At 64.5% G+C, this 20,561-nt stretch carries 20 protein-coding genes; 12 read left to right on the top strand and 8 right to left on the bottom strand.

The features are described from left to right. Positions 1-17: 17 nt before the first annotated feature. From CN673_RS16905 to CN673_RS16860, 10 genes are all read left to right on the top strand, one after another. Positions 18-959: a D-ribose ABC transporter substrate-binding protein gene (locus CN673_RS16905; protein WP_099867566.1), complete on the top strand. Its 942-nt coding sequence runs from the start codon at positions 18-20 to the stop codon at positions 957-959. A gap of 97 nt (positions 960-1,056) precedes the next feature. Next, on the top strand, positions 1,057-1,719 hold the full coding sequence (locus CN673_RS16900) for a DUF2291 family protein (protein WP_099867565.1): 663 nt from the start codon (positions 1,057-1,059) through the stop codon (positions 1,717-1,719). Then, positions 1,716-3,290, top strand: a complete 1,575-nt coding sequence (locus tag CN673_RS16895; RefSeq protein WP_099867564.1) for a sugar ABC transporter ATP-binding protein — start codon at positions 1,716-1,718, stop codon at positions 3,288-3,290. Before CN673_RS16900 ends, CN673_RS16895 begins: the two co-directional genes overlap by 4 nt. Then, on the top strand, positions 3,287-4,354 hold the full coding sequence (locus CN673_RS16890; RefSeq protein WP_099867563.1) for an ABC transporter permease: 1,068 nt from the start codon (positions 3,287-3,289) through the stop codon (positions 4,352-4,354). Before CN673_RS16895 ends, CN673_RS16890 begins: the two co-directional genes overlap by 4 nt. 15 nt (positions 4,355-4,369) lie before the next feature. Continuing rightward, positions 4,370-5,401 (top strand): Gfo/Idh/MocA family protein, encoded by a 1,032-nt coding sequence (locus CN673_RS16885; protein ID WP_099867562.1) that lies wholly within the window; start codon positions 4,370-4,372, stop codon positions 5,399-5,401. Further along, positions 5,398-7,188 carry a D-apionate lactonase gene (gene apnL, locus CN673_RS16880; protein ID WP_099867561.1) on the top strand — a complete coding sequence of 597 codons (1,791 nt, stop codon included), beginning with the start codon at positions 5,398-5,400 and terminating at the stop codon, positions 7,186-7,188. Before CN673_RS16885 ends, apnL begins: the two co-directional genes overlap by 4 nt. A 112-nt stretch (positions 7,189-7,300) precedes the next feature. Further along, positions 7,301-8,059, top strand: a complete 759-nt coding sequence (locus CN673_RS16875; protein WP_099867681.1) for an amino acid ABC transporter substrate-binding protein — start codon at positions 7,301-7,303, stop codon at positions 8,057-8,059. 6 nt (positions 8,060-8,065) lie between these two features. Continuing rightward, positions 8,066-8,740 (top strand): amino acid ABC transporter permease, encoded by a 675-nt coding sequence (locus tag CN673_RS16870; RefSeq protein WP_099867560.1) that lies wholly within the window; start codon positions 8,066-8,068, stop codon positions 8,738-8,740. Beyond that, positions 8,737-9,468, top strand: coding sequence for an amino acid ABC transporter ATP-binding protein (locus CN673_RS16865; protein ID WP_099867559.1), 732 nt, complete (start codon positions 8,737-8,739; stop codon positions 9,466-9,468). The genes CN673_RS16870 and CN673_RS16865 overlap by 4 nt, the downstream gene beginning before the upstream one ends. A gap of 98 nt (positions 9,469-9,566) precedes the next feature. Next, positions 9,567-10,547: a quinone oxidoreductase family protein gene (locus CN673_RS16860; RefSeq protein ID WP_099867558.1), complete on the top strand. Its 981-nt coding sequence runs from the start codon at positions 9,567-9,569 to the stop codon at positions 10,545-10,547. A gap of 38 nt (positions 10,548-10,585) precedes the next feature. On the opposite strand, the gene ocd is transcribed toward CN673_RS16860, so the two are convergent. Together ocd and rocF are read right to left on the bottom strand one after the other, a co-directional pair. Further along, a complete protein-coding gene (gene ocd / locus CN673_RS16855; RefSeq protein ID WP_099867557.1) occupies positions 10,586-11,644 on the bottom strand; it encodes an ornithine cyclodeaminase in 1,059 nt (352 codons plus the stop codon). After that, on the bottom strand, positions 11,644-12,564 hold the full coding sequence (gene rocF / locus CN673_RS16850; RefSeq protein ID WP_099867556.1) for an arginase: 921 nt from the start codon (positions 12,562-12,564) through the stop codon (positions 11,644-11,646). The genes ocd and rocF overlap by 1 nt, the downstream gene beginning before the upstream one ends. A gap of 134 nt (positions 12,565-12,698) precedes the next feature. Here rocF and CN673_RS16845 point away from each other — a divergent pair, with 134 nt between their 5' ends. Continuing rightward, positions 12,699-13,145, top strand: a complete 447-nt coding sequence (locus CN673_RS16845) for an Lrp/AsnC family transcriptional regulator (protein WP_099867555.1) — start codon at positions 12,699-12,701, stop codon at positions 13,143-13,145. Between the two features lie 273 nt (positions 13,146-13,418). Here CN673_RS16845 and CN673_RS16840 read toward each other — a convergent pair whose 3' ends face one another. The 6 genes from CN673_RS16840 to CN673_RS16815 form a co-directional block, all read right to left on the bottom strand. Beyond that, a complete protein-coding gene (locus tag CN673_RS16840) occupies positions 13,419-14,465 on the bottom strand; it encodes a sn-glycerol-3-phosphate import ATP-binding protein UgpC (protein ID WP_099867554.1) in 1,047 nt (348 codons plus the stop codon). A gap of 6 nt (positions 14,466-14,471) precedes the next feature. Beyond that, complete coding sequence (ugpE, locus tag CN673_RS16835) at positions 14,472-15,308, bottom strand: sn-glycerol-3-phosphate ABC transporter permease UgpE (RefSeq protein WP_099867680.1); 837 nt, start codon at positions 15,306-15,308, stop codon at positions 14,472-14,474. An 8-nt stretch (positions 15,309-15,316) separates the two neighbouring features. Beyond that, positions 15,317-16,198: a sn-glycerol-3-phosphate ABC transporter permease UgpA gene (gene ugpA, locus CN673_RS16830; protein ID WP_099867553.1), complete on the bottom strand. Its 882-nt coding sequence runs from the start codon at positions 16,196-16,198 to the stop codon at positions 15,317-15,319. A 71-nt stretch (positions 16,199-16,269) separates the two neighbouring features. After that, the gene (ugpB, locus tag CN673_RS16825) at positions 16,270-17,580 is read right to left on the bottom strand and encodes a sn-glycerol-3-phosphate ABC transporter substrate-binding protein UgpB (RefSeq protein WP_099867552.1); all 1,311 of its coding nucleotides are present in this window, start codon (positions 17,578-17,580) and stop codon (positions 16,270-16,272) included. Between the two features lie 157 nt (positions 17,581-17,737). Next, positions 17,738-18,508 (bottom strand): DeoR/GlpR family DNA-binding transcription regulator, encoded by a 771-nt coding sequence (locus tag CN673_RS16820; RefSeq protein ID WP_099867551.1) that lies wholly within the window; start codon positions 18,506-18,508, stop codon positions 17,738-17,740. Between the two features lies 1 nt (position 18,509). Then, positions 18,510-19,343 (bottom strand): HAD-IIB family hydrolase, encoded by an 834-nt coding sequence (locus tag CN673_RS16815; protein WP_099867679.1) that lies wholly within the window; start codon positions 19,341-19,343, stop codon positions 18,510-18,512. Positions 19,344-19,534: 191 nt separating this feature from the next. Between CN673_RS16815 and phnD the strand changes: the two genes are divergently transcribed. After that, on the top strand, positions 19,535-20,542 hold the full coding sequence (phnD, locus tag CN673_RS16810; RefSeq protein WP_099867678.1) for a phosphate/phosphite/phosphonate ABC transporter substrate-binding protein: 1,008 nt from the start codon (positions 19,535-19,537) through the stop codon (positions 20,540-20,542). The last annotated feature ends 19 nt before the right edge of the window (positions 20,543-20,561 follow it).

The following is a 20,561-nucleotide window of genomic DNA, read 5'->3' as shown; positions in this document are numbered from 1 at the left end:
CTTTGAGGGAGGAAACCATGACTTTCACACGCAGAGTGCTTCTTGCCGGCGTTGCCGCCGCGATGATGATCGGCCAGCCCATGGCCGCATCCGCCGCCGATCTGATCGCCATCATCACACCGTCCCACGACAACCCGTTCTTCAAGGCCGAGGCGGAAGGCGCGCAGGCAAAGGCGGAGGAACTCGGCTACGAGACGCTGGTGCTTGTCCATGACGACGACCCCAACAAGCAGAGCCAGCTTTTCGACACGGCGATCGCACGCGGCGCCAAGGCGATCATTCTCGACAATGCCGGCGCCGACGCATCGGTCGCGCCCGTCCGCCGCGCCAAGGAAGCGGGCATTCCCTCATTCCTGATCGACCGCGAGATTTCCGAAACCGGCATCGCCGTTTCGCAGATCGTCTCCAACAACTATCAGGGCGCACAGCTCGGCGCCGAAGAGTTCGTCTCGCTGATGGGCGAGGAAGGCCAGTATGCCGAACTGCTCGGCAAGGAGTCCGACACCAATGCCGGCATCCGCTCGTCGGGCTATCACGATGTGATCGACCAGTATCCCGATCTGGAAATGGTTGCCCAGCAATCGGCGAACTGGAGCCAGACGGAAGCCTATGAGCGGATGGAAAGCATCCTGCAGGCCAATCCGGAGATCAAGGGCGTGATCTCGGGCAACGACACCATGGCGATGGGCGCATGGGCGGCACTGGAAGCAGCCGGCCGCACCGACGTCATCGTCGTCGGCTTCGACGGGTCGAACGACGTGCGTGATTCCATCAAGGCCGGCGGGATCAAGGCGACCGTGCTGCAGCCGGCCTATCGCCAGGCGGAAATGGCCGTCGAGCAGGCCGATCAGTATCTCAAGACCGGATCGACCGGCCTCGACGAAAAGCAGCTCATGGACTGCATCCTGATCAACGCCGACAACGCCGATGCGCTTGAAACCTTCGCGCTGACGAACTGATCCGCGATTATGCCTTCAAGGCGGGAAGCCCGCGCCTCTTCGACGCGGGCTTTCAGCAATTGCGTCCGCTGACGCGCGCCACAGGACGGATATCGGCATGCCCCTTCCCTTCCGGCTCACCCTCGCCCTCGCCCTCACGCTGACATCGCTGGCCGGCTGCAAGCTGGTGAAGAACGTCGACGAGGCGGGCGAAGGCTCTGCCGCCGGTGGCTCGTCCACGGCGCCGGCCAACGACATGGACGCGCAGGTCGCCGCCATGTGGGACGATCAGGTGATGGCGCATTTCAACGACGCGGCGACCGATCTCGCCACGCTTCTGCCGGCGATCGAAAGCGACATCGAGGCGGCCGGAGAGGAATACGCCTACCGCCCGGCGGGCAGCGGCGGCGCATGGAATTTCACGACTCAGTTCACCGGCACGATCGTCGCTGCCGACACCGAGACACGCGCGGCCACTGCCGATGTCGACATCGACGGCGACGGGGCGGGCGATGCGACGGTGCAACTCGGGCCGGTGCTGCGCGGCACGGCGCTTCGCGATGCGCTGCCCTTCATCGACTTCACCTCGTTCGGCGATCAGATCGCCTTTGCCCAGCTCTCGCGTTCGCTCAACACGCGCGCTTATGACGGCGCGCTGGCCCCGCTTGACCGCGACGATCTGGAAGGCCGGCAGGTCCGGGTCACCGGCGCGTTCGCGCTGAGCCAGGCCGGCGGCGAGATTCTCGTGACGCCGGTTGCGCTTGAGGAGATCGCGCCTTGAGCCCGAAAAGCCATCCGATCGGCCTGTCCGTGCGCGGGGCGAGCAAGGTCTATCCGGGCACCCGCGCGCTCGACAAGGTCGATTTCGACGTCCGCCTCGGAGCCGTCAACGTGCTGGTGGGCGAGAACGGCGCGGGCAAGTCGACGCTGATGAAGGTCATCGCCGGCGTCGAGAAACTCACCGAGGGGACCATCCTCCTGGACGGCGAGCCGGTGGTCCTTTCCGACACGCGCGATGCGGCGCGCCACGGCATCGGAATCGTCTTTCAGGAACTCAATCTCTTTCCCAACATGACGGTCGCCGAGAACATCTTCATCGCGCGCGAGAAAACGAGGCTGGGCGTCGATATCGACGGCGCCGACCATGCCGAGGCGACACGCGCGCTGATGCGGCGGCTCGAACACGACATCGCACCGGACGCGCTGGTCGGCGAACTCAGGATCGGCGAACAGCAGATCGTCGAGATCGCCAAGGCGCTGGCGCAGGATGCCCGCATCCTGATCATGGACGAACCGACTTCGGCGCTCAGCGCATCGGAAGTGGAGATCCTGTTCCGCGTGATCGCCGACCTGAAGCGTCAGGGCGTCGGCATCGTCTACATCTCGCACCGGCTGGAAGAGCTGATCCGTATCGGCGACTACATCACCGTTCTGCGCGATGGCCGGATCACCGGCGCTCAGGCCATGGACGGCGTCGATGTCGGCTGGATCGTGCGCAACATGATCGGCTCGGCCTCGAAGGATTTCGCCAAGGCCCAGGCGCACGATTTCGGCCCGGAGATCTTCCGCGCCGAAGACATCTGCCTGCCCTCGCGCACCGGCGCGCTTTCGGTCGACCATGTCTCGCTGTCGCTGAGGGCCGGCGAGATCATCGGCATCTACGGGCTGATGGGTGCCGGGCGCTCTGAATTCTTCGAATGCATCATGGCCCAACATCCGCATTCGACGGGCACCTTCCACGTCGAGGGCCGGCCGCTCGACGAACGCGACGTCAGCGGACGGATCGCCCGCGGCATCGCGCTGATCCCCGAGGACCGCAAGGCCGAAGGCCTCATCCAGATCATGGCGATCCGCGAGAACATGTCGCTCTCCAGCCTCAAGAGCTTCGCCCGCGGCTTCCACCTCGATCTGAGGCGCGAACGTGACGGCGTCATGGATTTCGTTCGACGGCTGACGATCAAGATCGCCAGCCCGGAGAACCCGGTCAGCTCGCTCTCCGGCGGCAACCAGCAGAAGGTGGTGATCGGCAAGGCGCTGATGACGCGGCCAAAGATCCTGCTGATGGACGAGCCCAGTCGCGGCGTCGACGTCGGCGCCAAGGCGGAGATCTTCCGCACCATGCGCCGGCTTGCCGCCGAGGGGTTGGGCATCCTCTTCGTCACCTCCGATCTGGAGGAGGTCATGTCGCTGTCCGATCGCATCGTGGTGATGTCGAACGGACGCATCACCGGCACGTTTTCGGGCGAGGACGCCCGCGAGGAAGACATCGTCGCCGCATCGGCCGTCGGCCACGCGCCGGCTCATGCGCCGGCCCATGCACCCGACAGCGCCACCGAGGAGGCTTATCCATGACGACCACAACCGCCACGGTCGGCGCGCCCGCTGCCTCACGGCAATCGCTGCTGCTGCTCATTCTCAAGATGCGCACCTTCATCGCGCTGATCGCGGTGTTCACCTTCTTCGCCTTCGCCGCGCCCAACTTCCTCAGCACCGCGAATTTCGTCATCATGTCGAAGCACGTCGCGCTCAATGCGTTTCTCGCCATCGGCATGACCTTCGTGATCATCACCGGCGGCATCGACCTTTCGGTCGGATCCATCGTCGGCCTGTGCGGCATGGTGGCGGGCTGGCTGATCCTCAACGGCGTCGATCTCGGCATCGGCTACACGCTCTATTTCAACATCTTCGAGATCATCGCGATCACGCTTCTCGTCGGTGTCCTCGTCGGCGCGGTCAACGGGACGCTGATCACCAGGCTCAACGTCGCGCCCTTCATCGCGACGCTCGGCACGCTCTATATCGCGCGGGGCCTGGCGCTGCTGTCGTCCGACGGGTCGACATTCCCGAACCTCAACGGCAATCCGGAGTATGGCTCCAACGGCTTTTATGTTCTCGGCGCCGGTTCCTTCCTCGGCATACCCTTCACCATCTGGATCCTGATCGCGGTTGGCTGCGGCGCGGCCTATCTCGCGCAGCGCACGCCGCTCGGCCGCCACATCTACGCCGTCGGCGGCAACGAGCGCGCGGCTGCCCTTTCGGGCGTGAAGGTCAAGCGCGTCAAGATGTTCGTCTACATGTTCTCCGGCTTCTGCGCAGCGATCGTCGGCCTCATCATCTCGTCCCAGCTCGTCGCCTCGCACCCGGCGACCGGCGAGACCTTCGAGCTCAACGCCATCGCCGCAGCCGTGCTCGGAGGAACCTCCATGTCGGGCGGGCGCGGCCGTATCGCTGGCACAATCGTCGGTGCCTTCGTCATCGGCATCCTTTCCGACGGTCTCGTCATGATGGGCGTATCGTCCTTCTGGCAGACCGTGATCAAGGGGCTTGTCATCATCGCCGCCGTCGTGGTCGACCAGGCCCAGCAGCGTCTGCAGGCGCGCGTCGCACTGCAGCAGCAAGCTGCGATCGGACGCTGAGAAGGAGAGACAAGGATGCTCAAGGGCGCGCTGATCGGCTGCGGCTTCTTCGCACAGAACCATCTCCACGCCTGGCGTGATATCGATGGCGCGCAGATCATCGCGCTTTGCGACCGGGATACCGCGCGGCTCTCGCAAACCGCCGACGCCTTCACCATCGCGCGCACCCATGACGACGCAGCACGGATGCTCGAAGAAGAAGATCTCGACTTCGTCGACATCGCGACGACCGCCGCAACGCACCGCCCGCTCGTGGAGATGGCCGCAAGCCACGGGCTCCACATCATCTGCCAGAAGCCCTTCGCCGAGACGATGGAAGATGCGGCCGCCATGGTCGAGGCTGCCGACCGCGCCGGCGTCACGTTGATGGTGCATGAGAATTTCCGCTGGCAGTCAGCGCTGCGCACCGTCAGGGCGGTGCTTGACGAGGGCCGCATCGGCGCACCGTTTTTCGGGCGCGTCAGCTTCCGCTCCGCCTACGACGTCTATGCCGGACAACCCTATCTCGCCACTGGCGAGCGCTTCATAATCGAGGATTTGGGCATCCATATCCTCGACATCGCGCGTTTTCTTTTCGGCGACGTCGCGACGCTTGCGGCTTCCACGAAAAGGGTCAATCCGAAAATCCGCGCAGAGGACGTGGCAACCATGATGCTCGTCCACCAGGGGGGCGCAACCAGCATCGTCGACTGCTCCTATGCCACGCGATTGCCGCGCGAGAATTTTCCCGAGACGCTGATCGAGATCGACGGCAGCGAGGGCACGCTGCGCCTTGGCGCCGATTATCGGCTGAGCGTGCACGACGGAGACGAAACCGGAGAAACGGACGTCGCGCCTCCGCTGCTATCGTGGGCCGAGCGCCCCTGGCACAACATCCAGGAAAGCGTCCTTGCGATTCAGCGCCATTTCGTCGACTGCCTGTCGGCCGGCCGCCAGCCGGAAACCTCCGGCCGCGACAACCTCAAGACGCTGGCCCTCGTCCATGCCGCATACGCGTCGGCCGAAAGCGGCGGCCGGACGATCGCCATGAGCGAATTCGGGACATGAACGGCGCTTCCGATCCATGCCGTCTCTACGGCACGGCGGTCCCCGCAGAACCCTTCCGCGTGCTTCGCGCCGGGCTGCTGACAGCACGCCTCGAGGCCGGCAATCTGCGCCACATCCATTACGGTGACACCGAGATCATCCGGGCCATCTCCTATGTGGTGCGCGACCGGGACTGGGGGACGCTGGCGCCGGTCATCCGCGATCTGTCCGTTCTGGAAGACAACGAACGGTTCAGCGTGTCCTATCGCGGCGAATGCCATGGGCCGGGCGCGACCCTCCTCTATCGTGCAAAGATCGAAGGCGATGCGAACGGCCGCCTGTCATTCTCGGTCGAGGCCATGCCGGACGGCGACTTTGAGACCAACCGCTGCGGCTTTACCGTCCTCCACCCGATCGGCGGTGTGTCCGGCGAGGCGGTGCGCGTCGAGCACTGCGACGGCGTGGTAGAGGCGGCGGCCTTTCCCGATCTCATCGAACCGTGGCAGCCCTTCAAGGACATCCGCGCCCTGACGCACTTTCCCGAGGGGCTCAGCGTGGATTGCCGGATGGAGGGCGATGCCTTCGAAATGGAGGACCAGCGCAACTGGTCGGACGCGTCCTACAAGACCTATGTGCGCCCTCTCGCCAGGCCCTGGCCCTATGTCATGCCGGCGGGCATCGCCGATCGCCAGTCGGTGACGCTGAGCGTGCGCGCGGCACGCAACGCGCCATCACCCGCCCCGCCATGCGACGACAGCCTTGCGGGCGATCTCCGCATGCCGAAGATCGGCCTCGTCATCGCCCCCGAGGAGGCTAGCGACGCGCTTGCCGCAATCGACACCCTGCGGGCGGTCGCGCCGCAGGTCATCCTCTGTCATTTCGACAGAATGGCCGGCCATGGACAAGACGCACTCGACGCATTCGCCGCGTTGCAAAGGGCCTATCCGGCAGACTACGAACTGGAGTGCATCCTCGCCGCCAACGGCGATCTCGACGAGGAGCTTGGCGGCGTGGCCGCGATGGTGCGCGCCGCCGGCCTGACGCTTGACGCGGTTTTCGTGTGTCCGTCCGTCGATCGCCAGTCGACGCCGCCCGGCAGCCGATGGCCGGCCTGCCCGCCGCTCGCGGACATCTATTCCGCCGCCCGCCGCGCCTTCCCGCACGTCACGCTCGGCGGCGGCATGGCGAGCTATTTCACCGAACTCAACCGCAAGCGCCCTCCCCTCGATCTGATAGACTTCGTCACGCACGGCACGGCACCGATCGTCCACGCGGCCGACGACATTTCGGTCATGGAAACACTGGAGGCGCTGGCCCACATCACGCGCTCGGTGCGGGCCTTTGCGGGGCGCGACATGGACTACCGGCTCGGCCCGACCACCATTGCCATGCGGCAGAACCCCTATGGCTCGCGCACGATGGACAACCCTGACGGCGAGCGCATCTGCATGGCTCATGACGATCCGCGCCAGCGCGGCCTGTTCGCCGCCGCATGGACGGCCGGATATGCGGCGGCCATCGCCGATGCCGGCATCACGCGCTGGGTCCCCGCTGCCTTTACCGGCCCACGCGGCATTCTCGCGGCGCAGGGCGGGCTCCTGCCGATCGGCGAGGTGATCGCGACGCTTGCCGGACTGTCCGGCAAGAGGCTCACCGCGCGATCGCTCGACAGAAGGCGCGCGACGCTCAGCGTTAAAACCGATGACGGGCCTGCCGTCCTTCTCGTCAACCTGACGGCGGCACCGATCGACATCGACGAGCCCACCTGCCGCCTCGGCCCCTTCGCGGTTCGCTTGATATCACCCTAAGTGGACCTGCAAGGCAGCCATGCGCCGGTTGAACGGTGTTTTCAGCATCGCGCCATTGATCCGGCCGGGTCCCGCCGCCATATGGCGAGGCCAAACGGAAAGGATCAAGACCATGCTCGCAAAAATCGCATTGGCCACCGCTGCCGCGATCAGCATCGCTGTGCCAGCCTTCGCCCAGGACGCGCCGATCCGTGTCGGCATGTCGGGCGGCTATTTCCCCTTCACCTTCGTGCGCCAGGACGAGTTGCAAGGCTTCGAGGTCGATCTGATGAACGCGATCGGCGAGGAACTCGGCCGGGAAGTCGAATTCGAGACGATGTCGTTCTCCGGTCTCATCGGCGCCCTGCAGGCCGGCCGGATCGACACCGTCGCCAACCAGATCACCATCACGCCCGAGCGTGAGGCCGCCTTCATCTTCAGCGAACCCTATGTCTACGACGGCGCGCAGATCGTCACGCGCGAGGGCAACGAGGGCGATATTTCGGGCCCCGACGACCTCTCCGGAAAGTCGGTCGCCGTCAATCTCGGATCGAATTTCGAGGACCTCCTGCGCGATCTGCCGAACGCCGACGAGATCGACATCCGAACCTATGAGAGCAACATCGAGCAGGACACCGCGCTCGGCCGGGTCGACGCTTTCGTCATGGACCGCGTCTCCTCCGCGCAGGTGATCGCGGAAAGCCCCCTGCCGCTGGCGCTCGCCGGCCAGCCATTCAGCGAGATCCGAAATGCCTATCCGTTCCGCGACGACGCGGAGGGCCAGGCGCTGCGCGACGCGGTCAACCAGGCGCTTTCGACGCTGCGCGAGGACGGCACACTGGCGGAAATCTCCGATAAGTGGTTCGCTAGCGACATCACCACGCAGGAGTAAGCCGGCATGCGGGCACTTGATCTGGACTACATGCTGGGTCTGGTGCCCGTTCTTCTCGGCTATGTCCCACTGACACTCGCCATGGCGCTCGCCGCCATGGTACTCGCCCTCATCCTGGCTTCGCTGCTGGCTGTCGAGCGCGTCATCCGCGTCCCCGTCCTCGATTCCGCTGTTGTCCTGTTCATCAGCTTCTTTCGCGGCACGCCGCTGCTTGTGCAGCTTTTCCTGTTCTACTATGGCCTGCCGCAGGTGCTGGCGTTCCTGACGCAGATCAACGGTGTCACCGCCGCCATCATGGGCCTGACGCTGCATTTCTCCGCCTATATGGCCGAGAGTATTCGCGCGGCGATCACGGGGGTCGATCGCAGCCAGTGGGAAGCTGCCGAAGCCGTCGGCATGACGCGCGGCCAGATGATGCGCCGCATCATCCTGCCGCAGGCCGCCCGCATCGCCGCGCCGACGCTCGTCAACTACTTCATCGACATGATCAAGGGCACATCGCTCGCCTTCACGCTCGGCGTCACCGAGATGATGGGAGCGACGCAGAAGGAGGCCGCCGGATCCTTCCTCTATTTCGAGGCGTTTCTGGTCGTCGCCATACTGTACTGGATCATCGTCGAGGCGCTGTCCTTCGGCCAGCGCCGGCTTGAAACCCGACTGAACAGGGCCTTCGCACGATGATCCGCATCCAGGGTCTGACCAAGCGCTTCGGCGCCAACACCGTTCTCGGCGGCATCGATCTCGACATCAAGGCCGGCGAGCGCATCGTCATCATCGGCCCATCCGGCACCGGCAAGTCGACGCTGCTTCGCTGCATCAATTTTCTCGACCGCCCCGACGCGGGGACCATCGCGATCGGCGATCTTTCGGTCGACGCAGCCAAGGCGACGCGCCGTCAAATCCTGGCGCTGCGCCGCGCCACGGCGTTCGTCTTCCAGAACTATTCGCTCTTCGCCAACAAGACGGCGCGCGAGAACATCACCGAGGCGCTGATCACCGTTCGTGGACAGTCGGTGAGCGAGGCTGATGCACGCGCCGACCAGGTGCTGCGCGAGACGGGCCTTTCCGACAAGGCGGGGTCATATCCGGCCGCGCTCTCCGGCGGCCAGCAGCAGCGCGTCGGCATCGGCCGGGCGATGGCGCTCGACGCCGAACTGATGCTGTTCGACGAACCCACCTCGGCGCTCGATCCGGAATGGGTCGGCGAGGTGCTGGACCTGATGCGCCGCGTCGCCGAAAGCCGCCAGACGATGCTGATCGTCACCCACGAGATGCAGTTCGCCCGCGAGATCGCCGACAGGGTCGTCTTCATGGATCAGGGACGCATCGTCGAAGAGGGCCCGCCGCAACGGCTGTTCGACGACCCGCAGGACCCGCGAACCCGCGACTTCCTGCGCCGGGTCACCTGACTTTTTGGCCAGGGCGCATTGACCAGCGCCCGACAATTGCCGCACACAGCCTCCTCGCCGCAAGAGCGGCGCATCGGGCATGGTGAGGAGGATAATTCATGGCCAAGCGGCGTGTCGTCGTGATCGACGAGGTGGGAGGCCCGTCGGTACTTAAGGTGCGTGAGGAGAACCTGGCACCGCCAGCGCCGGGCGAGGCGCAGGTCCGCCAGCGCGCCATCGGCTTCAACTTCATCGACACCTATCAGCGCAAGGGGCTTTATCCCCTGCCGCTGCCGACCGGTCTCGGCTTCGAGGCCGCAGGCGTCGTGGAAGCGGTGGGGTCCGATGCCGGCGATATCGTCGTCGGGCAGCGCGTCGCCTACATGAACGCCGGGGTCGGCGCCTATGCGGACCTGCGCAACGTGCCGGCGGACAAGCTGGTGACGATCCCTGACGGCATCGACGACGAAACCGCGGCAACGCTTCTGTTCAAGGGCATGACCGCGCAGTATCTCATCCGCCGCACCCACCGCGTTGCGTCCGGCGACCTTCTGCTGGTCCATTCGGCCGCCGGCGGTGTCGGGCAGATCCTGACGCGCTGGGCAACGGCGCTCGGCGCGCGTGTCGTCGGCACGACCAGTTCGCCGAAGAAGCGCGATGCGGTGCTTGCTGCCGGCTGCATTGCCGCGGTCGAAACAAACGATCCCGACTGGCCGAAAGCGTTCCTTGAGGCGACCGGCGGCGAAAAGGCACGCGTCGTCTACGATGCCGTGGGCAAGGACACCGCGCTCGCCTCGCTCGATTGCGCCGCGCCGTTCGGCCTGGTGGTCATCTATGGCTCGGCCTCCGGCAAGGCGCCGCCGATCGACCCGGAGATGCTGAACAAGAAGGGTTGTCTCTATCTGACGCGCCCTTCGGTTTTCCCGCACAACGCCGATCCGGCGATCTTCCGCGAGAATGCCGCCGACCTCTTCGAGGCGATCGCCAAAGGACATGTCGCCGTCGATATCGGCCAGCGCTTCGCGCTCGAAAAGGTGGCCGACGCTCACCAGGCCGCGGAAGAACGGCGCGCCAGCGGCGCGATCGTAATCGTGCCATAGAGCCGGAAAGGCAGATCCGCCGGCCCGCGACTCGATCTCTATTCCGCAGCCTGCAGGCGCGCCTCGCAGCGCAGGAGCATGCCGAAGAGGTCGCGCGGCTCGTCGGGGTCGGCGAGAAGGTCGAGGTCTTCGTAAAGGCCCGTATCGCGCAGCTTGTCGCGCACGTAGCGAAGGGCGGAGAAGTCCTCGATGGCGAAGCCGACGGAATCGAACAGCGTGATCTGGCGAGGATCGCTTCGCCCCGTTGCCCGCCCTGCGACGACGTCGGACAGTTCGGTGACCGGATGGTCGGCGGCAAGCTGCTGGATTTCGCCTTCGATCCGGGTTTGCGGCGGATATTCCACGAATATCGCGGCGCGCCTCAGTATATCGGGATGAAGTTCGGTCTTGCCCGGACAGTCCCCGCCGACGGCGTTGATGTGAATCCCCTCGCCGACCATGTTGTCGGTGAGGATGGTCGCGTATTGCTTGTCGGCCGTGACCGTGGTGACGATCTCGGCGCCCTCCACGGCATCCTGCGCGCTTGCCGCGTGCAGCATCTCGATACCGCGACCGGCGAGGTTGCGGATGCATTTTCGCGTCGCGGACGGATCGATGTCATGGAGCCGGACGCGATCCACGCCGAGGAGCGCCTTGAAGGCCAGCGCCTGGAATTCGGCCTGCGCGCCATTGCCGATGAGCGCCATGGTGCGCGCCTTTTGCGGCGCGAGATGCTTTGCCGCCACCGCCGACGTCGCCGCGGTGCGCAGCGCCGTCAGGATGGTCATTTCCGAAAGCAGCATCGGATACCCGTTGCCGACATCGGCCAGCACCCCGAAGGCGGTGACCGTCTGGCGCCCCTCACGCATGTTCTTGGGGTGGCCGTTGACATATTTGAAGCCGTAGAGCGTGCCGTCGCTGGTCGGCATCAGTTCGATCACCCCGTCGCGCGAATGCGAGGCGACACGCGGCGTCTTGTCGAACCGGTCCCAGCGGGCGAAGTCCTCCTCGATATAGGCGGACAGCTCGCCAAGGAATGTCTCGATCCCCACCTTGAGGACGAGCCGCATCATGTTGTCGACGCTGACGAAGGGGACGGTGTTCAAGGTGTCGGTCATCAAAAGCTCCGTGTCGGGCGGTCCATCACGCGGCGGCCCATCAGGCTTGCCGTCAGGTCGACCATCAAGGTGGCGGTGCGGCCGCGCTCGTCGAGGAAGGGGTTGAGTTCGACCAGGTCGAGGCTGGTGACCAGTCCGCTGTCGTGCAGCATTTCCATGACGAGATGCGCTTCGCGAAACGTCGCGCCGCCAGGAACGGTCGTGCCGACCGCCGGCGCGATCGCCGGGTCGAGGAAATCGACGTCGAAGCTGACATGCAGCATGCCGTTTTCCGCCTGAACGCGCTTCAGGAACGTGCGTAGCAGCGGCGCAATGCCGTGCTCGTCGATCAGGCGCATGTCGTTGACGCTGACACCGGCATCGCTGAGCGCGGCACGTTCGGCCGGATCGACGCTGCGGATCCCCAGCATGGCGATGCGCGCGGGATCGACCGGCGCGTCAAGCGGTGGGAAGACGCCGGAAAACCCCTTTTGCCCTGTGACGTAGGCCACCGGTACGCCGTGCAGATTGCCGCTTCTCGTCGTTTCCAGCGTGTGGAAATCGGGATGGGCATCGAGCCAGAGAAGAAAGAGCGGTCGGCCCTTTTCCTTCGCCCGGCGGGACAGACCCGCAACCGTGCCGGCCGAGAGCGAGTGATCCCCGCCCATGAAGATCGGCAGGCCGTCGGCGCTCGCCTCATAAGCCGCCGCGCCAAGCGCCTCGACCCAGGCGACCGTCTCCGGCAACGCTTTCAGCGCTGTATTGCCGTGGGCAAGGGGCATCGCGGGTGGACGCGCGACAGTGCCGAGGTCCAGAACCTCGTGACCGAGATCACCAAGCGCCCTCGCAAGGCCGGCGGTGCGCAGCGCGCTCGGACCCATCTCGCAGCCCATGCGCCCTGCCCCGTCCTCGACCGGTGCGCCGATCAGTTTGACACGCATGCTCCAACAGCCCCTCGATCTCACTTGCTTCGTCCATGAGCAAACCGTCAAATGCTGGCGGATGGAACAGAGCAGATTGACAAATATTGGATTTCGACTTGCCAAAACGGCATATCTGCTGCTCGATATGATCCATGGACGAACTCGACAACCGATTGATCACCCGCCTTCGCCATGACGGGCGGCGGTCCATCTCCGATCTTGCGAGCGATCTCGGCGTTTCGCGTGCCACCGTGCGCGCGCGCATGGAGCGGCTGGAGCGATCGGGCGCGATCCTCGGCTACACCGTGATCCTGCGCGCCGATGCGGTCGATCTGCCGGTACGCGGGATCATGATGATCGACATCGAGGGTCACGCGGCCGACCGTGTGGTGAAGGCGCTGGGTGGCTTTCCCGAAATCTCGGCGATTCACACGACCAATGGCCGCTGGGACATCGTGGTGGAACTCGGCGCCGCGACGTTGTCCGATTTCGACGCCGTGCTGCGCCGCATCAGACTGATCCCCGGCGTCGCCGGCAGCGAGACCAGCCTTCTGCTCGCCACCCCGCGCAGCACGCGCGCGGCCTTGCGCGCTTCCTGAAAGGACCGGCAGCAAATTCTCGATAAATGCCTGGGCTGAAACGGAAAAAGAGCCTGCCGCGGGAGGAGGTGCGGCAGGCTCTTAAACCAAGTCGATGGTTGGGAGGAGGAGAACCATCGACCGATATCGGGCGGCGCTGGGAGGAGGAGTGCGCCGCGTCGATGACCAATATCTAGGGGATCCCCACCCGAGTCGCCAGTGTCTTTGCTGCAATGCACCAATGCGTGAGACGCATGACTGGTTAACTTGCTCCGCGCCTGTTGCAATTCTGCGTCAATCCTCCGAGGCAACGCGGCGGCCGTCAGCGTCGTAGGCGAAGAGATGGTCCGGCACAGCCTTCAACCCGATCCGCTCGCCAGGCCTGACGGTTTCCTCGGGGTTGGCGCTGCGCACGACAACGGTCTCGCCGGCGTCCGTCTTCAGGTGCAGCAGGGTTTCGGCGCCGAGCGCTTCGATGAATGCGACGGTCGCGTCCAGAAGACCGTTGCCGACCGTGGTGCGCTCGACGTGCTCGGGGCGGATTCCGATCGTTACGGCGCGATCGAGACGATTCGGCCCCTGCCTAGCAAGCACGGAGCGCAATCTCTCGGCATCGAGGAAATTCATCGGCGGCGAGCCGATGAAGCCGGCAACGAACGTCGTCGCCGGATTGTTGTAGACTTCGAGCGGCGTGCCGATCTGCTCGGCCACGCCTTCATTCATGACGATCATCCGGTCGGCCAGCGTCATCGCCTCGACCTGGTCGTGCGTCACATAAAGCGAGGTGACACCGAGCTTCCTTTGTAGCGCCTTGATCTCCAGTCGCATCTGCACACGCAGCTTGGCATCGAGGTTCGACAGCGGCTCGTCGAAGAGAAAGGCCGAGGGGCTGCGTACGATGGCACGCCCCATGGCGACCCGCTGACGCTGGCCACCGGACAACTGCCGCGGCTTGCGGGCAAGATAGGGCTCAAGCTCCAGCATCCGTGCGGCGTCATTCACCTTCGCCGCAATGTCGGATTTCGAGATGCCGGCGATCTTCAGCCCATACGCCATGTTGTCGAAAACCGACATATGGGGATAGAGCGCGTAGTTCTGGAAGACCATGGCGATGTCGCGTTCGCGCGGCTCCAGATCGTTGACCACCCGGCCGCCGATCGCGATCGAGCCCGCGGTGACGGTCTCCAGGCCCGCGACCATGCGCAGCAGCGTGGACTTGCCGCATCCGGACGGCCCGACAATGACAATCAGCTCGCCATCGGCGATATCAGCGCTCACACCGTGGATCACCTCGGTCGGGCCATAGGATTTGCGGATGTCGCGAAGAGCGATTTCAGCCATGACGTTTCATTTCTCGCTTTCGACCAGGCCCTTGACGAAGAGCCGCTGCATGAAGAGCACGACGGCGACCGGGGGGAGCATGGCGAGGAGCGCGGTCGCCATGATCACCGGCCATTCGACCGTCTGGTCGCCGGTCGGCAGCATGTGCTTGATGCCCATGACGATCGTGTTCATGTCGGCATCGGTGGTAATGAGGAGCGGCCAGAGATACTGGTTCCACCCATAGATGAAGAGGATGACAAAGAGCGCCGCGATGTTCGTGCGCGACATCGGTAACAGGATATCGCGGAAGAAGCGGATCGGCCCCGCCCCGTCGATCCGCGCCGCCTCGACCAGTTCGTCCGGGATGGTGAGAAAAAGCTGTCGGAACAGGAACGTTGCCGTGGCGGAGGCGATCAGCGGCAGGATGAGGCCGGTATAGCTGTTGAGCAGCGAAAGATCGGCGGCGACCGCATAGGTTGGTACGATGCGCACCTCGACCGGCAGCATCAGCGTCAGGAAGATCATCCAGAAGAAGAACATGCGGAACGGAAAGCGGAAATAGACGATCGCATAGGCCGAAACGATCGAGATCGCGATCTTGCCGACCGTGATGCCGAGAGCCATCACCAGAGAGTTCCACAGCATGCGCCAGACCGGCGTTCCGTAGCCCTGGAAGATGGCGCGCGTGTAGTTTTCGATCAGATGCGGCCCGGGCAGAAGAGGCATCGGCGGGCGCACGAGATCGCCCTGCGTCACCGTAGACGCCACGAAGGCGACGTAGATCGGAAAACACACGATCGCGATGCCGGTGATGATGCCGGCATGCAACGCCACCCGGCGCCAGCCCTTCTTCTCGACCATGCCGCTCATCAGTAGTGCACCCGTCGTTCGATATAGCGGAACTGGACCACGGTGAGCAGCCCGACGATGATCAGCAGGATCACCGACTGGGCTGCCGAAGAGCCGAGATCCTGGCCGACGAAGCCGTCGGCATAGACCTTGTAGACGAGGATCGTCGTCGATTGCTGCGGCCCGCCCGCCGTGATGGTATGGATGACGCCGAAGGTCTCGAAGAAGGCGTAGACGACATTGACGACCAGCAGGAAGAAGGTCGTCGGCGCGAGCAATGGAAAGACGATCGTGCGGAAGCGCTTCCAGAACGAGGCCCCATCGATTGCCGCCGCTTCGATCACGCTGCGCGGTATCGATTGCAGGCCCGCGAGGAAGAAGAGGAAATTGTAGCTTATCTGTTTCCATGCAGCGGCCAGGATGACGAGCGTCATCGCCTCGCCGCCGTTCAGCGTGTGGTTCCAGTCATAGCCGACCTGCGCCAGATACCATGGCAGGATTCCGATGGACGGATTGAACATGAACAGCCAGAGGACGCCGGCGATGGCGGGCGCGACGGCATAGGGCCAGACGAGCAGCGTGCGATAGGGGCCAGACCCCTTGATGACGCGGTCGGTCATCACCGCGAGCCACAGCGCGAAGCTCATCGAGATCAACGTGACGAAGAAACTGAAGATCGCCGTCGTCCCGAAGGAGGAGAGATAGTAGGGATCGCTCAGCAAGAACTCAAAATTGCCAAGGCCGACGAACTGGGTGCTGAGTCCGAAAGGATCAGGGATGAAGGCGGATTGGTAGATTGCCTGTCCGGCAGGCCAGAAGAAGAAGACGATCGTCACCACGATCTGCGGCGCCAACAGCAGATAGGGCAGCCACTTGTTGTTGAACGTCACGCGCTTTTGCATGTCATCCCCACTGGCAGGACATCACCCCGGAAGCGAGATGGCCGCTTCCGGGGTGATGGTCAAGTCGAGGCCTAGCGGTTGGCCTGCTCGAAGCGGCGCAGCAACTGGTTGCCGCGCTCGACGGCGGTGTTGAGCGCCTCTTCGGCGGTCTTGTCGCCGGCCCAGACTGCTTCCAGCTCCTCGTCAATCACGGTGCGTACCTGATCGAACGAGCCGAGGCGCACGCCCTTCGAATTCGGCGTGGGCTCCTTGCCGGTCATCTGGATGATGGCGATGTCCGTCCCCGGGTTCTCCTCGTAGAAGCCCTGCTCCTGCGACAGCGTGTAGGCGGCCGTGGTGATCGGCAGATAGCCGGTGTCCTGGTGCCACTGCGCCTGGATTTCCGGGGTCGACAGGAAATTGAGGAAGGCGGCGACCCCTTCGTATTTCTCCGGCTCGTGACCTTCCAGCACCCACAGCGACGCACCGCCGATGATCGTGTTGTAGGGCGCGTCCTCGATTTCGCCATTGTAGGGCAGCGGACGGATGTCGAAGGCGAATTCGGCCTCGTCCTTGACGCCTGCATAACCGGCGGAGGATTCCGTCATGATGGCGCATTCGCCGGCGCGGAACGGCTGGCCCGCCTCGTTGCGGCGCCCCGCATAGATGAAGCGGCCGTCCTCAGTCCACTCGCCAAGCATGGCAATGTGGGCGATCTGCTCCGGACCATTGAACTGCAACTCGGTATCGAAACCGGCGAAACCGTTTTCCTGCGAGGAGAAGGGAAGATTGTGGTAGGCGGAAAACGATTCAAGCTGCACCCAGCTCTGCCAGGCGGTCGTGAACGGGCAGCTGCTGCCGCCTTCCTTCAGCGCGGTGACGGCCTCTTCCACCTGTGCCCACGTTTCAAGCTCCATGTCCGGATCGAGGCCGGCTTCCTCGAACGCGTCGCGGTTGATGTACATCACCGGCGTCGAAGAGTTGTAGGGATAGGAGAGCATCTCGCCCTCGGTGTTCGAGTAATAGCCGGTAACGGCAGCGAGATAGGCGTCCGGATCGAAGTCGGCCCCGGCCTCCTCCATAACTTCGAAGACCGGCTTGACGGCGCCTTCGGCGGCCATCATCGATGCGGTGCCGACTTCGAAGACCTGCAGGATGTGCGGTTGTTCGCCGGCGCGGAAGGCTGCGATGCCCGCGTTCAGCGCTTCGGAATAATTGCCTTTCGGCGCAGCGACCACCTGATAGTCACTCTGGCTCTCATTGAATTGGGCCACCTGCGCGTCGAGAAGTTCGGCCAGCCGCCCGGTGAAGGCATGCCAGAAATCGATCTGCACCTGCGCCGAGGCAGGCGTCGCGGTCAGCAAAGTCGTTGCGGCGAGCGCCGCGAGGGTCAAGCGTGTCATCAGGTTCTCCCGTCATGTGTCTTGTCGACGGCGGCGACCGTAAGCAGCGCCTCGCGATCGGGCAACCGAAATGCGCACCAATATGAAGATGAAACGCAATAAAACGAAATGATCGACGGACAGGCGCACCCTGTACGCGATTTCGTGGATAACCCTGTCACAATGCGACATGCAGGGTCACGCCGGATGCACCAAGTGCCTGTTCCAGCATGCGCCCCGGCGGCGAGTCCGTTATCACCGCATCAAGGTCCGACAGCGGGCAGATGATCGACAGATAGCTCTTCTCGAATTTCGAACGGTCGATCAGCAAGGTCGTCTGGCGCGCCTGGGCGATCATCACCCGCTTGATGGCACTGGCGGGGCGGTTGGCGTCCATGATGCCCGCTTCGGCAATGCCGCTCGCGCCGATGAAGGCGTGGTCGGCATGGTGGCGCCGCAGGAACGCCTCCGTCTCGTGGCCGTAGACGGCCGCCTCGCTGGCGACGAAATCGCCCGGACAGATGATCATGTCGATCGTTGGCTGCTGGCCCAGCGTGGTGGCGACCGACAGGCTGTTGGTCAGCACCGTCAGCGGCACGTTCAGCATCGCCAGCGCCTTGGCGAACTGGGTCGTCGTCGAGCCGGCGTCGATCATCACCACCTCGCCCGGTTTGACCAGCGAGGCGGCACGGCCTGCGATGCGGGCGCGCTCGTCCACGAGCCGCTGGTTGCGTTCGCCGAAGGGCGGCTGGAAGCCGACCGTGGAGGCTGCCGCGCCGCCATAGGCCCGCGCCACGAGGCCCTGCCGGCTCAGCGCATCGACGTCGCGTCGAACGGTCTCGGTAGAAACGCCGAACTGGTCGGCAAGCTCGGAAATGCGCACATGGGGCGAGAGCCTGAGCTGCCCGAGAATGCGGTCGCGCCGCTCCAGCTTGCCGAGACGGCTCATCTCAGCGTCCGCTCATCAACAGCTGCTCGGCGAATTCGGCAAACCCCTCGCCGCCCTCGCGCGCCGTGATGTAGCGCGGCTGCCGCTCGACCCTGTCGGCAAAGGCGGCAAAATTGGCGACCGCGACGCTGTTGTCGAAGAAGGCGAACATCGGCTCATCATTCGGCGAATCGCCGACATAGGCAACGCGTGCATTCTCGCTGTGGATATCGATGCCGAATACCTCCGACAGGCACCGCGCGCTCATCCCCAGCTTGTCATAGTCGCCGAACCAGCCATTGACGTGGATCGAGGAGACCTTGGCCGTCGCCCCGGCCTTGGCGAAGGTCGCGACGATGTCGTCGATCGCCGCATCGCTGAGACGCGGGCCATCCTCGGCGAAATCGATCGCGAGGTCGGATTCGCGGTAGGCCTGGTCCGCCGAAACGCGTGCACCCGCCACGCCGCGAAGGACCGCATCGCGCACGCCCTCCAGCCGGTCGCGGTCGCGCGCTCTCTGCCCGGCGGCCCGATCATAGCAGCGCACCATGCCCTTCTCCGGCGAATGGTGGAAATAGAACGCGCCGTTCTCGCCGACGACGGCATCGACGGGCCAGAGCCGCGCGATGAGGTCGCACCATCCCGCCGGCCGGCCGGTGACCGGGATCACGATCTTTCCGGCCGCGCGCAGCCGCTCCAGCGCGCCATAGGCGACAGCGGGCAGACGCCCGTCGAGCGTCAACGTATCGTCGATATCGGTCAGCACCACGTCGACAGACCTCAGCCGGTCGGCAGGCAGATTGCCGAGCGGCAAAGGCGTCTCGACGGTGGCGAGCGCGGCAGGCGGCGGTGTCATGTTTGGCGTTTCCCCGAATGGCGGCGTCGACGACGCATCTGCGACTTTCACTGAAACTGCCAAAAAAAATCTGGCAAGTCACACAAAAAAGCAGATTTGTTGTTGCGCGTCCCAATCCGTCGCCTCTATGGTCTGATCGAGCGGTGGGTCGCGCAGACGACCCCCTGAAGCCGCATCCGGAGGAGACAACAATGCACACAGCCATCACCAAGACCGTTACGCCCGTGCGTGTGGCACTTGCCACATGCGCCTTTGCCCTCGCGCTTGGCGCACCGGGTGCTTTCGCCCAGGAGGACTGCGCCGAACGCGGCGCGCTCGACACGATGTATTGCGACGCCGACGGCGACCTCGTTGCCGACGCGCCGACCGACGAGAGCATGCTGGAAGACCCCGACACGCTGGTTTTCGCCTACACGCCCGTCGAGGATCCGGCCGTCTACGAGGACATCTGGGATCCCTTCATCGAGCATCTGGAAGAAGTGACCGGCAAGGACGTGCAGTTCTTCGCCGTGCAGTCGAACTCGGCGGAAGTCGAGGCCATGCGCTCCGGCCGCCTGCACATCGCGGGTTTCTCGACCGGCCCGACGCCCTTCGCGGTCAATCTCGCCGGCGCCGTTCCCTTCGCGCTGATGGGCGCTGACGACGGGCGCTTCGGTTATACGCTGCAGGTCTACACCCGCACCGATTCCGGCATCGAGACCATGGAAGATCTGGCCGGCAAGCGCATCGCGCACACCTCGCCGACGTCCAACTCGGGCAACCAGGCGCCGCGCGCCCTCTTCCCCGATCTCGGCGTCACCCCGGACGAGGATTACGAGGTCACCTATTCCGGCTCGCACGACCAGTCGATGCTGGGCGTCGTCGCCGGCGACTACGACGCCGCGCCCGTGGCGTCCGAAGTGGTCGACCGCATGGCCGAGCGCGGTCTTTATGACCCCGAGGAAGTCAAGATCGTCTGGGAATCGGAACCCTTCCCGACGACCTCCTACACCTACGCGCACAACCTCGCGCCGGAGCTGAAGGAGAAGATCGAGGAAGCCTTCTTCTCGTTTGATTTCGAGGGCACGGCGCTCGGCGAGGAATTCGCTGGCGTGACCAAGTTCATCCCGATCTCCTACCAGAAGGATTGGGCGATCATCCGCCAGATCCAGAAGACCAACGGTGTCGAATACACGCCGCAGGGTCTGGCCGCGGAATAACCCACGATGCCGGGACCGG

Origin of the sequence: Neopararhizobium haloflavum (assembly GCF_002750855.1) — a bacterium.
GTDB classification, from domain to species: Bacteria; Pseudomonadota; Alphaproteobacteria; order Rhizobiales; family Rhizobiaceae; genus Georhizobium; species Georhizobium haloflavum.
The sequence above is the reverse complement of the archived record's forward strand: the minus strand, read 5'-3'. Positions and strand labels throughout refer to the sequence as shown.

What these genes read in the sequence shown, in the direction of transcription:
- ocd (WP_099867557.1), bottom strand. Translation starts at nt 11,644, where the DNA reads ATGACCGACACCTTGAACACCGTCCCCTTCGTCAGCGTCGACAACATG.
- CN673_RS16820 (WP_099867551.1), bottom strand. Translation starts at nt 18,508, where the DNA reads ATGAGCCGTCTCGGCAAGCTGGAGCGGCGCGACCGCATTCTCGGGCAG.
- ugpA (WP_099867553.1), bottom strand. Translation starts at nt 16,198, where the DNA reads ATGCAAAAGCGCGTGACGTTCAACAACAAGTGGCTGCCCTATCTGCTG.
- CN673_RS16840 (WP_099867554.1), bottom strand. Translation starts at nt 14,465, where the DNA reads ATGGCTGAAATCGCTCTTCGCGACATCCGCAAATCCTATGGCCCGACC.
- CN673_RS16890 (WP_099867563.1), top strand. Translation starts at nt 3,287, where the DNA reads ATGACGACCACAACCGCCACGGTCGGCGCGCCCGCTGCCTCACGGCAA.
- CN673_RS16845 (WP_099867555.1), top strand. Translation starts at nt 12,699, where the DNA reads ATGGACGAACTCGACAACCGATTGATCACCCGCCTTCGCCATGACGGG.
- CN673_RS16865 (WP_099867559.1), top strand. Translation starts at nt 8,737, where the DNA reads ATGATCCGCATCCAGGGTCTGACCAAGCGCTTCGGCGCCAACACCGTT.
- CN673_RS16875 (WP_099867681.1), top strand. Translation starts at nt 7,301, where the DNA reads ATGCTCGCAAAAATCGCATTGGCCACCGCTGCCGCGATCAGCATCGCT.
- ugpB (WP_099867552.1), bottom strand. Translation starts at nt 17,580, where the DNA reads ATGACACGCTTGACCCTCGCGGCGCTCGCCGCAACGACTTTGCTGACC.
- phnD (WP_099867678.1), top strand. Translation starts at nt 19,535, where the DNA reads ATGCACACAGCCATCACCAAGACCGTTACGCCCGTGCGTGTGGCACTT.
- CN673_RS16860 (WP_099867558.1), top strand. Translation starts at nt 9,567, where the DNA reads ATGGCCAAGCGGCGTGTCGTCGTGATCGACGAGGTGGGAGGCCCGTCG.
- CN673_RS16870 (WP_099867560.1), top strand. Translation starts at nt 8,066, where the DNA reads ATGCGGGCACTTGATCTGGACTACATGCTGGGTCTGGTGCCCGTTCTT.
- rocF (WP_099867556.1), bottom strand. Translation starts at nt 12,564, where the DNA reads ATGCGTGTCAAACTGATCGGCGCACCGGTCGAGGACGGGGCAGGGCGC.
- CN673_RS16900 (WP_099867565.1), top strand. Translation starts at nt 1,057, where the DNA reads ATGCCCCTTCCCTTCCGGCTCACCCTCGCCCTCGCCCTCACGCTGACA.
- apnL (WP_099867561.1), top strand. Translation starts at nt 5,398, where the DNA reads ATGAACGGCGCTTCCGATCCATGCCGTCTCTACGGCACGGCGGTCCCC.
- CN673_RS16885 (WP_099867562.1), top strand. Translation starts at nt 4,370, where the DNA reads ATGCTCAAGGGCGCGCTGATCGGCTGCGGCTTCTTCGCACAGAACCAT.
- CN673_RS16905 (WP_099867566.1), top strand. Translation starts at nt 18, where the DNA reads ATGACTTTCACACGCAGAGTGCTTCTTGCCGGCGTTGCCGCCGCGATG.
- CN673_RS16815 (WP_099867679.1), bottom strand. Translation starts at nt 19,343, where the DNA reads ATGACACCGCCGCCTGCCGCGCTCGCCACCGTCGAGACGCCTTTGCCG.
- ugpE (WP_099867680.1), bottom strand. Translation starts at nt 15,308, where the DNA reads ATGGTCGAGAAGAAGGGCTGGCGCCGGGTGGCGTTGCATGCCGGCATC.